Raw genomic sequence first — 13210 nt, forward strand, 5'->3', positions numbered from 1 at the left:
GCCACTTTTATCGTCGACTGATGAACTTCTCACCGGCGACTGCCGTGGCCGGCTTTGCATTCGGACTGTCCCTGATCGTCGCGATCGGCGCGCAGAACGCATTCGTCCTTCGACAGGGCATCGCGCGACAGCACGTACTCGCAGTAGTGCTCGTCTGCGCAGTGTCGGACGTCCTCTTGATCGCCGCGGGAATCGGCGGCGCAGGATTGATCGTCGACCGAGCACCACACATGCTTCGATTCGCCTACTGGTTGGGCGCTGGCTTCTTGCTGATCTACGGGGTGCTCTCGATACGACGCGCCTACTCACCCGCTGCCGTGGAGGCCGAATCCGGCGCAGCATCGGTACGCATAGGCCCGGTCGTACTGACCGCACTGGCGTTGACGTGGCTCAATCCCCATGTGTACCTGGACACGGTCGTGTTGCTCGGTTCGGTGGCCGCCACCTACGACACCGCCCGGATCTGGTTCGGCGCCGGCGCCTCCGTGGCCAGCATCGTGTGGTTCTCCGCACTCGGATTCGGCGCACGATTCCTGCGACCTGCGTTCTCGAAACCGTCGGCATGGAGGTGGCTCGACGGCGCGATCGCGGCGTTCATGCTCACGCTGGGCACAACACTCGCGATTCAGGCAGCGAGCAGTTGATACAGCAGACAACTATCTACGGGACGGCGGGAGTTCTTGCGAAACAACGTGTTCGGTGCCGTCAGCCGACGATGATGCGTTCGCCGACCGCAACGACAGCTCGGCTCAAACTCTTGGACGCATGTTTGCTGAGGGGGCCTTCGCTCAATCGCAGCGCATGAATAGTCATCAGAAGTTCGATGAGCGTTCTCGTGGACAGGGTGTGCGATGCATGCTCGAGCGCGGCCGCACGCTTGGTGGACGGCACCGGGCCAGGGGGCAAATAGTCGAAAGCGCGCTGGACGTGCGTTTCCTCGAACTCTCGGCGCAACACCGAGGTTTCGGCTGTGGCGCCGGGCAGGTGGTAGTGCAGCAGGCGCGCCTCGTTCGGGTGCGCCTCCACCCACACCCACACCGCGATTATGACGTCCGCCAACGACGGATCCTCGCGGGAATCCTCCTGCGCGCGAACATCGGCCACGACCTTGTCGACCATGTCGAGCACTCGTCGCAACGCCAACTCGAACAGTTCGTCTTTTCCTGCGAAGTGGTAGTAAACGGCAGACGGGACGACGTCGGCTTCCAGCGCGACATCCTGAATACTGGCGTCCGAGAAACTCTTCGCCGCGAATACTCGGATCGCGGCATCGACGATCTCCTGCCGCCGAGACGGCCTGTGCGGTGACTTCTTCTCCATCCGATCGTCCGCCCCCTGATCGCTCACCGCGTAGCCTCACCTCTCGTGTGCCGAAGCACTAGTGTTGCATGACCCTAGACCTAGGAGAGTGAATGACGGCAACAGTCAAGCGCCCAGCGCACCGCCCGTCACGACGGGGTGTCATCGTCGAGACGGCGTTCGAGCTCTTCGCCTCCCGGCCGGTCGACTCCGTCACCGTCGCCGATATCGCGGCGGCCGCGGAGATGACATCGGCGGCAATCTATTACCACTACCCGTCTCGCGAGGAGATCCTTCTCGAAGGCCTCCGTGAGTTCGCCGTGGAATATGTCGGCGCGATCGAGCGGATCGCTGCCGAGGCCGTCGTTCCGTCGCGGCGAATGGGCGCGCTCGTCGAGCCGTTCGTCAAGTGGCTCTCGGAGAACCGAACCAGCTCGATCGTCTACTTCGTTCAGTCACGCGGAGCGAGCCAACAGGTCGAGGCGATCCGCCGTGAAAACGCGCTCGTGCTGATCCCGATTCTGAGCGCTGCAGCCAAGAAGGCACGGGGAAGACTGCCTGCGGCCGAAGCCGCTGTGATTGCGGTTGCCATGATCGCGGAAATCGAAATCTTCGCATCGGCATTCCTGTCCGAAGATCGTGCACTGACCACACTGGGCCGCAAGCGTTTCCTGGCAGCGGGCGTCCGACTCGCCGATCGGATCACCGGAACAGACGTCTCCTGAACCGAGCGCCGCGAGCAGATAGTTTCGGTCGTCGACGACGGTGAATCGTGGTGGGCGCAGAGGGGTTCGAACCCCCGACCGCTGGTGTGTAAAACCAGAGCTCTACCGCTGAGCTATGCGCCCGGGTTCCGGTGGCCTGAGCCACCGGAACGCGTGATGAAATTTATCGTGTCCGCGCCCGATCTACAATTCCGCAGGTCAGACGCGTGCGAGCGCGGTGTCCCACGCGGATTGATCGCGAGCTTCGCCGGGCTGATTCATCTCGGCGAACCGGACGATTCCAGCTTTGTCGATGACGAAGGTGCCACGGTTCGCGTATCCGGCCTTGTCGTTGAAGACGTCGTAGGCCTTGGCCACGGCACCGTGAGGCCAGAAGTCGGACAACAACGGAAACGTGTAGCCCTGCTCCGCCGCCCAGATCTTGTGGGTTGGCGGGGGTCCGACCGAGATGGCGAGGATTGCGGTGTCCTCGTTCTCGAACTTGGGCAACTCGTCCCGAACCTTGCACAGCTCGCCTTGACACGTTCCGGTGAACGCGAGCGGATAGAACACCAGTAGTACGTTCTTGGCGCCGTAGTACGACGACAAGCTCACTTCCTGGTTGTTCTGATCCTTCAGGGTGAAGTCAGGCGCCTTCACGCCTACCTCGAGTGGCATCAGTTGATTCTTCCTGTTCGAGGGATGACTACCGCTTGGCGGCCCGTGTCTTGGGCTGAACCAATCGGCTACCGATCCAGTCCCCCAGGTTGGCCGCAGATGTCTGCGTCAAACCTGCGGTGGGTGCGGATTCGGCGATCTCACTCGGTTCGACGTGTCCTGAAAGTCCTGTCTTGGGACTGAGAACCCAGACGAAACCGTCGTCCGAGAGAGGTCCGATCGCGTCCATGAGTGCGTCCACGAGGTCACCGTCACCATCGCGCCACCACAGCAGCACGACGTCGATCACCTCGTCCGAGTCCTCGTCGAGAGTTTCACCGCCGATGGTGTCCTCTACGTCCGCACGCAGATCGTCGTCTGTGTCCTCGTCCCAGCCCAGTTCCTGAACGACCAAGTCGCGAGTGATACCAAGTTTCTGAGCGTAGTTCTGAGCGTCCGCCGCGGCGACCACGGTGGTGACCTCCTTGCATAGTGGGTGAAGTAGTGCAAGCGAACAGTGTTTCGGCCGTATCCGCAAGCTGACCGCGCCGAAATTGCGTACATAAATTTCTACTGACGGGTATTGGGACTCCGTACTACCTCCCGGAAACTTATGTAGCAGGATTGGGGAGAATCACCGGAATGAGGAACGTATCTCGCCGCCACAGAGTGCGAGAGACATGGAACGGCCGCCGCACCGAGCGTCCGCCACATTGAGGAGTACACACGTTGTCCGAGTTGAACCAGGACGATCGGCAGACCACACACGCTGCCGGCAAGACCAGCGGGCCCACCGGCTCCGACGGCAGGGTCCGTGTCATCCGTGAGGGTGTCGCGTCGTATCTTCCCGACATCGACAATGACGAGACCAACGAATGGATCGAATCCTTCGACGGCTTGTTGGAACGCTCGGGCCCTGCGCGTGCCCGCTACCTGATGTTGCGACTGCTCGAGCGCGCAGGCGAAAGAAACGTTGCGCTTCCGTCGCTGACCTCGACGGACTACGTCAACACCATCCCCACCGAGAACGAGCCCTGGTTCCCCGGTGACGAAGCGATGGAGCGCCGCTACCGCGCCTGGATGCGTTGGAACGCCGCGATCATGGTCCACCGAGCGCAGCGCCCGGGCGTCGGCGTCGGCGGCCACATCTCCACCTATGCGTCCTCGGCCGCGCTCTACGAGGTCGGCTTCAACCACTTCTTCCGCGGCAAGGATCACCCGGGCGGCGGCGACCACATCTTCATCCAGGGCCACGCCTCCCCCGGCATCTACGCCCGCGCATTCCTCGAAGGCCGCATCCCGGCCGAGCGCATGGACGGCTTCCGGCAGGAGTACAGCCACAAGGACGAGGGCGGCGCTCTGCCGTCGTACCCCCACCCGCGGCTCATGCAGGACTTCTGGGAATTCCCGACCGTCTCCATGGGTCTGGGACCCATGAACGCCATCTACCAGGCGCGCTTCAACCACTACTTGAACGACCGCGGCATCAAGGACACCACCGATCAGCACGTGTGGGCGTTTCTCGGCGACGGCGAGATGGACGAACCTGAATCGCGCGGCTTGGCACACGTCGCCGCTACCGAAGGCCTCGACAACCTCACCTTCGTCGTCAACTGCAACCTCCAGCGTCTCGACGGACCGGTTCGCGGCAACGGCAAGATCATCCAGGAGCTGGAGTCCTTCTTCCGCGGCGCGGGCTGGAACGTCATCAAGGTCGTCTGGGGCCGCGAGTGGGACGCCCTGCTGCACGCCGACCGCGACGGCGCCCTGGTCAACCTCATGAACAGCACGCCGGACGGCGACTTCCAGACGTACAAGGCCAACGACGGTGGCTACGTTCGTGACCACTTCTTCGGCCGCGATCCGCGCACCAAGGAATTGGTCAAGGATCTCTCCGACGCCGACATCTGGAACCTCAAGCGCGGTGGCCACGACTACCGCAAGGTCCACGCTGCGTATGCCGCGGCAATGGCGCACAAGGGCCAGCCGACGGTCATCCTGGCGCACACCATCAAGGGCTACACTCTCGGCAAGCACTTCGAGGGCCGCAATGCCACGCATCAGATGAAGAAGCTGACTCTCGACGACCTCAAGACGTTCCGCGATCTGCAGCACATCCCGATCTCGGACGAGGAACTCGAGAAGGATCCGTACCTGCCCCCGTACTACCACCCAGGCGCGGACGCTCCAGAAATCCAGTACATGCTCGACCGACGCAACAAGCTCGGTGGATTCGTCCCCGAACGCCGCGTCTCCCCGAAACCGCTGCCGCAGCCGTCGGACGACACGTACAAGACGCTGCTCAAGGGTTCCGGCAAGCAGGAAGTCGCCACCACGATGGCACTCGTGCGAGTCATGAAGGAGCTGCTGCGCGACAAGGAGATCGGGCACCGCATCGTGCCGATCATCCCCGACGAGGCCCGCACGTTCGGTATGGACTCCTGGTTCCCGTCGCTGAAGATCTACAACCGCAACGGCCAGCTCTACACCTCGGTGGACTCGGAGTTGATGCTCGCCTACAAGGAGAGCCCCGTCGGGCAGATCCTGCACGAGGGCATCAACGAAGCCGGCTCGACGTCGTCGTTCACCGCTGTGGGCACGTCCTATGCCACACACGGCGAGGTCATGATCCCGCTGTACATCTTCTACTCGATGTTCGGCTTCCAGCGCACCGGTGACGGCCTGTGGGCCGCAGCAGACCAGATGGCACGCGGCTTCGTTCTCGGTGCCACCGCAGGACGCACCACGCTCACCGGTGAAGGTCTTCAGCACGCCGACGGCCACTCGCTGCTGCTCGCCTCGACCAACCCAGCCGCCGTCGCCTACGACCCCGCGTTCTCCTACGAGATCGCGCACATCGTCAAGGACGGTCTGCGTCGGATGTACGGCGGAACGGAGGGTGTGGACGGGTTCGGCGGCGAGAACATCTTCTACTACATCACCCTCTACAACGAGCCGTACCAGCAGCCGGCTCAGCCGGAGAACCTCGACATCGACGGACTGCTCAAGGGCATCTACCGGTTCGAAGCTCCTCAGGACGGCGACGGTCCGCAGGCACAGTTGCTTGCCTCCGGCGTCGGTCTGGTCTCGGCCCGCAAAGCCCGCGAACTGCTCCTGGACGAGTGGGGTGTGCGCTCGGCGGTGTGGTCGGTCACCTCGTGGGGCGAACTGCGCCGCGACGGCGTCGAAGCGGAGAAGGAAGCACTCCGCAACCCCGGTGCCGAGAAGCGGATCCCCTTCGTGACATCGGCTCTCGCCGACGCACAGGGCCCGGTCGTCGCCGCATCGGATTGGATGCGTGCGGTACCCGATCAGATTCGTCAGTGGGTACCCGGCGACTACGTCACCCTCGGCACGGACGGGTTCGGCTTCTCCGACACCCGCTCCGCCGCGCGACGGGTGTTCAACGTCGACGCCGAATCCATCGTCGTCGCCACGCTGTCGGCTCTTGCCGCGTCCGGTGAGATCGACCCGTCCAAGGCCGTCGAGGCCGCGAACAAGTACAAGATCGACGACGTCACCGCAGCGCCCACATCGTTCGCCGATACCGGTTCTGCGTAAGCGCCCATGATTACCTGCGCCCGTCCGCTGCGGTCCGTGTCACTGGACCCGAGTGGGCGGGCGTAGGTTTTTCCCATGGTCGACAGCGAGGAACCAGCAGGTGGGGTAGATCACACGGACGACAGCGGCCACATCAGCGATCGGGACGGGTTCATCACGGACAACGAGGTACACCTGTCGGTCAAGGCGTTGACGCCCTCGCGCCAGAAGCGTGATCCGCTTCCTGACGCTCTTCTTCGCAGAGTCAAGCAGTTCTCCGGACGCCTCTCCACCGAGGCCGTGACGACCATGCAGGATCAGCTCCCGTTCTTCGGCGGCCTCGACGCAGCCCAGCGCGCGAGCGTCCAACTGCTGATCCAGACAGCTGTCGACAACTTCTTGGAGTGGCTGAAGAACCCGCAGAGCGATATCAGGTTCAGCCTCGACGCGTTCCAGGTCATCCCGCAGGACCTGGCTCGGCGGCTCACGTTGCGCCAGACCGTCGACATGGTTCGCGTGGCGATGGAGTTCTTCGAGCAATGGTTGCCTGCACTCGCACGCAACGATCAGCAATTGGTGGCATTGACCGAGGCAGTTCTCCGATACGGCCGCGAACTCGGGTTCGCCGCCGCATCCGTCTATGCGAGCGCGGCAGAGTCGAGGGGAGCATGGGACACCCGTCTCGAGGCTCTCGTCGTCGATGCCGTCGTACGGGGTGACACCGGCTCGGACATGCTCTCGCGTGCGGCGACCCTGAACTGGGATGCCACCGCGCCCGCCACGGTTCTCGTCGGAACTCCGCCGGAGAACCAGGGCGTCTCGGTGGTGGGCACCGTCCACTCGGTCGCGCAGAAACACAACCGGGCCGCACTTGCCGTCGTCCAAGGCACTCGTCTGGTGATGGTCGTCAGTGGGCAGTTGATCGACTCGCCTGCCAACACGGCTTTTCTGACCGACATGCTCGACAATTTCTCCGACGGCCCCGTTGTCATCGGGCCGACCACTCGAACCCTCGGCGCCGCTCACACGAGTGCCGTCGAGGCGTTCGCCGGCATGCAGGCCGTCGCCGGGTGGCGCGGCGCACCCCGACCGGTCCACGCGGGCGAGCTTCTGCCCGAACGCGCTCTGTTGGGTGACGGCGCCGCTATAGCGGCTCTCAACGAGCATTTGGTGCTGCCGTTGTCCGCAGCCGGATCAGGTCTCGCGGACACTCTCGACGCGTATCTCGACTGTGGTGGAGCGGTCGAGACTTGTGCCCGTCAGCTGTTTGTTCATCCAAATACTGTCCGGTATCGGTTGAAGCGTATTGCGGAAGTCACAGGACGAGATCCGACACAATCGCGTGATGCGTACGTGTTGCGGGTTGCAGCAACGGTCGGTCGACTGGCACAAACGCATCACGAACCGCAGTATCCAGTACCACAGATCACACACGTAACATTCGGTGAAGTAGTCACGTAACGCAGACGCGAGTAGTGGCGATGGGAACTCCCCACATGGCGATTTGTTGGGACCCCACAAATTGCATGTCGAGAGTTCATCGAGAGCGACATCGGCCAAACACCCGGGCACAGTGTTCCCTTAACGATGTGATTGCGTTGCTTGCGCCCGGCCAGGGCTCCCAGACACCCGGCATGCTCCTGCCATGGCTCGAACTCCCAGGAGCTGCCGACCGCGTCGCGCTGTGGTCGAAGGCTTCCGGTCTCGATCTGGCTCGCCTCGGTACAACAGCGACCGCCGAGGAGATCACCGACACCTCCGTCACCCAGCCACTCGTGGTCGCTGCCGCACTCCTCGCCTTCGAGGAGATCGCGGGACGCGGCATACTCGGCGACGACGCCATCATCGCCGGGCATTCGGTCGGTGAGCTCGCCGCCGCTGCCGTTGCGGGTGTGATCTCCTCCGACGAGGCCGTGACCCTCGCTGCCGTTCGCGGCGCCGAGATGGCCAAGGCATGTGCACTGGAGCCGACAGGAATGTCGGCCGTGCTCGGGGGTGACGAGGCCGAGGTTCTGGCCCGTCTCGACGAGCTCGGCCTCGAACCTGCGAACGTCAACGCGGCCGGTCAGATCGTCGCTGCCGGATTGCTCACCGCTCTGGCCGAGTTGGCCGAGACCCCGCCGGCGAAGGCACGCGTGCGTGCACTGCCGGTGGCGGGCGCTTTCCACACCCGCTTCATGGCTCCCGCACAGGACGCAGTGGCAGCGGCCGCCGCGGCAATCACACCATCCGACCCGTCGCGAGTGCTGCTGTCGAACTCCGACGGACGAGCGGTGACGTCGGGAGCAGACGCACTCGCCAAGCTCGCGGCGCAGGTCACCAAGCCGGTTCGATGGGACCTGTGCACCGCGACGCTGCGCGAGAGCGCGGTGTCGGCCGTGGTCGAGCTTCCGCCTGCCGGAACCCTCATCGGTATCGCGAAAAGAGAACTGCGCGGCACTCCGACCCTGGGCTTGAAGAAACCCGAGGACATCGCCGCGCTGGCCGAGCTCACCTAGAGCTCCATACACCTCCCGCGGCGTTGTCGCCGCGGGCGTAGGGCACATCTCGTAGGAGATGTGCGCGTCGTCGAAACACAGGACGACGCAACACAGAGCACAACGAGTTCTTCGGTGCGGCGACTCACGACGCACCGATACGAGAAGAAGGGAGCCACTCAAGTGGCCAGCCAGGAAGACCTCATCGCCGGACTTGCAGAGATCATCGAGGAGGTCACGGGTATCGAGCCCTCCGAGGTGACCATCGACAAGTCCTTCGTGGACGACCTCGACATCGACTCGCTGTCCATGGTCGAGATCGCAGTGCAGACCGAGGACAAGTACGGCGTGAAGATCCCCGACGAAGACCTCGCAAGCCTGCGCACCGTCGGCGACGCAGTGTCGTACATCCAGAAGCTCGAAGCGGAGAACCCCGAAGCCGCTGAGGCAATCAAGGCCAAGCTCGACGACTCCGCGAGCGAGTGAGTCGAACCGTGACCAACCCATCCACAGCCAACGGACGCTTCCCGAGTGTCGTCGTCACCAGCCTTGCTGCGACCACGTCCATCGCCGGTGATGTGGACGCGACGTGGAAGGGTCTGCTGAACGGCGAGAGCGGCATCGGTGTACTCGAGGACGATTTCGTCGCCGAGTACGACCTCCCCGTTCGAATCGGCGGCCACCTCGCGGTCAATCCGGCGAGTCTTCTCACTCGAGTGGAGATTCGTCGTCTGAGTTACGTGGAGCAGTTGTCCACGGTGCTCGGCCGTGAGGTGTGGAAGAACGCCGGTAGTCCCGAGGTGGATCCGCTCCGTCTCGCTGTCTCCATCGGAACCGGCCTCGGCGGCGGCGATTCTTTGATCGACGCCGTCGACAAGCTCAAGACCGGTGGCTACCGCAAAGTGTCCCCCCTCGCGGTTCAGATGGTCATGCCGAACGGCCCCGCTGCGGTCGTCGGGCTCGAACTCAAAGCACAAGCCGGAGTCATCACTCCGGTGTCGGCATGTTCGTCGGGATCGGAAGCCATCGCTCACGCATGGCGCATGATCGTGATGGGTGACGCCGACATGGTCGTCACCGGTGGCGTCGAAGGCTTCATCGACGCGGTGCCGATCGCGAGCTTCTCGATGATGCGCGCGATGAGCACCAACAACGACGACCCCAAGGGTGCGTCGAAGCCGTTCGACTCAGCTCGTGACGGTTTCGTCTTCGGCGAGGCAGGCGCGCTCATGGTCATCGAGACCGAGGAGCACGCCAAAGCACGCGGAGCGACGATTCACGCACGGTTGCTCGGTGCAGGCATCACCTCGGACGGATTCCACCTCGTGGCGCCCGACCCCGAGGGCACCGGGGCGGCTCGGGCGATGACCCGCGCCATCGAGACCGCAGGACTGCAGAAATCCGACATCACCCATGTGAACGCGCACGCCACGGCAACACCGATCGGTGACACCGCCGAGGCACTCGCGATCAACAAGGCCGTCGGAAATCACGCAGCCGTGTACGCACCGAAGTCCGCACTCGGCCACTCGATCGGCGCTGTCGGCGCCCTCGAATCGGTGCTGACGGTTCTCGCAGTGCGAGAGGGAATCATCCCTCCCACACTGAATTTGGAGAACCAGGATCCGCAGATCGATCTGGATGTCGTCAAGGGCGAAGCCCGCACCGGACAGATCGACTACGCGATCAACAACTCGTTCGGATTCGGTGGGCACAACGTAGCGCTCGCCTTCGGTCGGGCCTGATACCCGAGCAACCCGCTCGGTCTACCAGGCTCAGCAGCACTCGAACTCGGGTGGGAGCCATCTCGCTCCCACCCGAGGATCGCCCCTAACGGGGCACGCAGAAGGAGAACTCGATGACCATTCTGTCCCCCGTCACGCGATCCGGTAGCTCGACCGATCCCCGAGATCCCGTCGCCCGCCTCGAGAAGTTGTTCGACGCCGGAACCATGGTTCCGCTCCACGACCGTGACAAGTCCGGTCTCCTTGCCGCATCCGGCGACATCGACGGTGTCCGCACCATCGCGTACTGCTCCGACGCCACCGTCATGGGCGGCGCGATGGGTGTCGACGGCTGTAAGCACATCGTCACCGCGATCGACACCGCGATCGACCGCGGTGCACCGATCGTCGGCATCTGGCACTCGGGCGGTGCCCGCCTCGCCGAGGGCGTAGAGGCGCTTCACGCCGTCGGCCTCGTCTTCGAGGCCATGGTTCGCGCATCCGGCCTCGTCCCACAGATTTCCGTCGTGCTCGGTTTCGCCGCAGGCGGCGCCGCGTATGGCCCGGCACTCACCGACGTCGTCATCATGGCCCCGGAAGGCCGCGTGTTCGTCACCGGTCCCGACGTGGTCAGAAGTGTCACCGGCGAACAGGTCGACATGGAGTCCCTCGGCGGCCCCGACACTCATCACAAGAAGTCGGGCGTTTGCCATATCGTCGCCGACGACGAACTCGACGCGTTGACCCGCGCTCGCCGCCTCGTGTCGATGTTCAGCGAGCAGGGCACCTTCGACATCGCTGCCGCCGAGCACGGCGACACCGATCTGCGTGCGCTGCTCCCCGAGTCCAACCGTCGCGCATACGACGTCCACCCGATCATCGACGAACTGCTCGACAACGTCGAAGGTGAGTCGACGTTCGAGGAATTCCAGGGTGGTTGGGCCCGCAGTATCGTGATCGGACTCGGGCGCCTGTCCGGTCGCACGGTCGGTGTCATCGCCAACAACCCGATTCGGCTCGGTGGGTGCCTCAATTCCGAAAGCGCCGAGAAGGCAGCACGATTCGTGCGTCTGTGCGACGCGTTCGGCATACCGCTCGTGGTCGTCGTCGACGTGCCAGGGTACCTGCCGGGCGTCAGCATGGAATGGGAAGGAGTCGTGCGGCGTGGAGCGAAGCTGCTGCACGCATTCGCCGAGGCCAAGGTGCCGCGCGTCACTCTCGTCACGCGCAAGATCTACGGCGGCGCCTACATCGCGATGAACGCACGCGCACTCGGAGCCACCGCGGTGTACGCATGGCCGGGATCCGAGGTTGCCGTCATGGGAGCCAAAGCTGCCGTGGGCATTCTGCACAAGAAGGCTCTCGCCGCCGCACCGGAGACAGAACGTGAAGCGCTGCACGACCGTCTGACCCTCGAACACGAGTCGATCGCAGGCGGTGTCGATCGCGCGGTGGCCATCGGCGTCGTCGACGAAGTGATCGAACCCGGCAAGACCAGGTCGATCATCGCCAAGGCACTTGCTGCGGCCCCCGCCTTGCGCGGCAACCACAAGAACATTCCGCTCTGATCGAGCGGCCGGAAGCTCCGCGAAAAAGACTGTGCCCCGGTGATCACACCGGGGCACAGTCGTTTCCGCGTCAGTCGATTTTCTGGCTCAGTCGATTGTTTCTGCGTCAGTCCTCGACCCACTTGTGATCTCGCGCGATCCGCGTGACGACTTCCCGGACGTCGAGAATCTGCTCGGCGGTGAGCCCCCGATTCGCTCGCAGCAGCCCCTCTGTCAGTTCAGCGGTGAAATGCTGAAGGGAGAGCACATCGCATACGACGTCGTCGACGTGCGTGTCTGCGTCGGGAATCACTGCGGGAACCGATGCCCGAGTGACCGGCTTCGGTGAGTCGATGATTTGAACCTGCCCCGCCTTGAGGCCGCGGTCGCCTTGCTCTGCGACGTACTCCACGCGAACCCCTGGAGCCAACAGACGCTTGTCGAACTCGAGGTCGTTGACGTGGATGAACACGTCCTCACCGCCCTCGTCCGGCGCCACGAAACCGTATCCCTTGAATTCGTCGAAACGAATAATTTTACCGGTCGACAACATACAACCACCCACTTCACAGATCCAGCCCGCATGCCTACCCTGGCACCGTGACGATCCTACCGATGAGTTGTGCGCGATCGACAGCGGCTCAGCCCGCGGTGCGACTGAGCCACGTCACCTCGGCACCTGCTCCCCCGGTTCGATAGGGCTCGAGCGCGTCGTCCCATGCACGCCCCAGCGCATGTTCGATCTCGGCGGCGAGATTGCCCGAGTTGCCGTCGATCATCGCCTTCAAGCGCATCTCGCCCAGAATGACGTCGCCGTTGGCGCTCGTCGATCCCCGCCAGAGACCCAGTCCCGGCACATGAGCGAACCGCTCACCGTCGACGCCGTCGCTTGCGTCCTCGGTCACTTCGAACCGCAGCATCTGCCACGCGCGCAGCACACCCGCCAGAGTCGCGCCTGTCCCGACGGGTCCGACCCAGTTGCTGGTGGCGCGCAGCTGGCCGTCCGATGTGGGCTGGGCCGACCACTTGAGGTTCGCACGGCACTTCAACGCGTCGGACAGAGCCCATTCCACGTGAGGGCACAGCGCGGCAGGCGACGCGTGGATGTACACCACACCTGACGTCGCTTCCGCGAATTGGTTCAATGCGCGCATTTCAACAACACCTCCAGCTTCGACGAGGGACGTCTTCCCCAACGACCTCGACACGAGCTTTTCGGTGATGTCTTCTGACACGTACGTGTACTAGTGTGCCCCGAGTTG

General features: G+C 63.7%; 13 protein-coding genes and 1 tRNA gene. 8 read left to right on the forward strand and 6 right to left on the reverse strand.

Features of this window, described 5'->3' with window-relative positions:
* Window positions 1-20: 20 nt before the first annotated feature.
* Window positions 21-644: a LysE/ArgO family amino acid transporter gene (locus tag RY1_RS04595; RefSeq protein WP_072802374.1), complete on the forward strand. Its 624-nt coding sequence runs from the start codon at window positions 21-23 to the stop codon at window positions 642-644.
* Window positions 645-705: 61 nt separating this feature from the next.
* On the opposite strand, the gene RY1_RS04600 is transcribed toward RY1_RS04595, so the two are convergent.
* Window positions 706-1347 (reverse strand): TetR/AcrR family transcriptional regulator, encoded by a 642-nt coding sequence (locus RY1_RS04600; RefSeq protein ID WP_072802375.1) that lies wholly within the window; start codon window positions 1345-1347, stop codon window positions 706-708.
* Window positions 1348-1412: 65 nt separating this feature from the next.
* Here RY1_RS04600 and RY1_RS04605 point away from each other — a divergent pair, with 65 nt between their 5' ends.
* On the forward strand, window positions 1413-2024 hold the full coding sequence (locus RY1_RS04605; RefSeq protein ID WP_072802376.1) for a TetR/AcrR family transcriptional regulator: 612 nt from the start codon (window positions 1413-1415) through the stop codon (window positions 2022-2024).
* Between the two features lie 48 nt (window positions 2025-2072).
* On the opposite strand, the gene RY1_RS04610 is transcribed toward RY1_RS04605, so the two are convergent.
* The 3 genes from RY1_RS04610 to RY1_RS04620 all read right to left on the reverse strand — a co-directional run bounded on the left by RY1_RS04610 (window position 2073) and on the right by RY1_RS04620 (window position 3132).
* Window positions 2073-2147, reverse strand: a tRNA-Val gene (locus tag RY1_RS04610).
* Between the two features lie 75 nt (window positions 2148-2222).
* Window positions 2223-2681, reverse strand: coding sequence for a peroxiredoxin (locus RY1_RS04615; protein ID WP_072802377.1), 459 nt, complete (start codon window positions 2679-2681; stop codon window positions 2223-2225).
* Between the two features lie 28 nt (window positions 2682-2709).
* Complete coding sequence (locus tag RY1_RS04620) at window positions 2710-3132, reverse strand: DUF3052 domain-containing protein (RefSeq protein ID WP_072802378.1); 423 nt, start codon at window positions 3130-3132, stop codon at window positions 2710-2712.
* A gap of 266 nt (window positions 3133-3398) precedes the next feature.
* Here RY1_RS04620 and aceE point away from each other — a divergent pair, with 266 nt between their 5' ends.
* The 6 genes from aceE (at window position 3399) to RY1_RS04650 (ending at window position 11969) form a co-directional block, all read left to right on the forward strand.
* Window positions 3399-6221 (forward strand): pyruvate dehydrogenase (acetyl-transferring), homodimeric type, encoded by a 2823-nt coding sequence (aceE, locus tag RY1_RS04625; protein ID WP_245819512.1) that lies wholly within the window; start codon window positions 3399-3401, stop codon window positions 6219-6221.
* Window positions 6222-6296: 75 nt separating this feature from the next.
* Window positions 6297-7661: a PucR family transcriptional regulator gene (locus RY1_RS04630; protein ID WP_371829448.1), complete on the forward strand. Its 1365-nt coding sequence runs from the start codon at window positions 6297-6299 to the stop codon at window positions 7659-7661.
* Window positions 7662-7789: 128 nt separating this feature from the next.
* Window positions 7790-8698: an ACP S-malonyltransferase gene (locus tag RY1_RS04635; protein ID WP_072802380.1), complete on the forward strand. Its 909-nt coding sequence runs from the start codon at window positions 7790-7792 to the stop codon at window positions 8696-8698.
* Between the two features lie 162 nt (window positions 8699-8860).
* Window positions 8861-9163 carry a meromycolate extension acyl carrier protein AcpM gene (gene acpM / locus RY1_RS04640; RefSeq protein WP_072802666.1) on the forward strand — a complete coding sequence of 101 codons (303 nt, stop codon included), beginning with the start codon at window positions 8861-8863 and terminating at the stop codon, window positions 9161-9163.
* Between the two features lie 8 nt (window positions 9164-9171).
* Complete coding sequence (locus RY1_RS04645) at window positions 9172-10422, forward strand: KasA/KasB family beta-ketoacyl-ACP synthase (protein WP_072802667.1); 1251 nt, start codon at window positions 9172-9174, stop codon at window positions 10420-10422.
* Window positions 10423-10535: 113 nt separating this feature from the next.
* Window positions 10536-11969: an acyl-CoA carboxylase subunit beta gene (locus tag RY1_RS04650; RefSeq protein ID WP_072802381.1), complete on the forward strand. Its 1434-nt coding sequence runs from the start codon at window positions 10536-10538 to the stop codon at window positions 11967-11969.
* Window positions 11970-12075: 106 nt separating this feature from the next.
* Here RY1_RS04650 and RY1_RS04655 read toward each other — a convergent pair whose 3' ends face one another.
* Together RY1_RS04655 and RY1_RS04660 are read right to left on the reverse strand one after the other, a co-directional pair.
* Window positions 12076-12501: a cold shock domain-containing protein gene (locus RY1_RS04655; protein WP_072802382.1), complete on the reverse strand. Its 426-nt coding sequence runs from the start codon at window positions 12499-12501 to the stop codon at window positions 12076-12078.
* Between the two features lie 88 nt (window positions 12502-12589).
* Window positions 12590-13102 carry a DUF3145 domain-containing protein gene (locus RY1_RS04660; protein WP_072802383.1) on the reverse strand — a complete coding sequence of 171 codons (513 nt, stop codon included), beginning with the start codon at window positions 13100-13102 and terminating at the stop codon, window positions 12590-12592.
* Window positions 13103-13210 lie beyond the last annotated feature (108 nt).

Origin of the sequence: Rhodococcus yunnanensis NBRC 103083 (genome assembly GCF_001895005.1) — a bacterium.
Taxonomy (GTDB): Bacteria; Actinomycetota; Actinomycetes; order Mycobacteriales; family Mycobacteriaceae; genus Rhodococcoides; species Rhodococcoides yunnanense.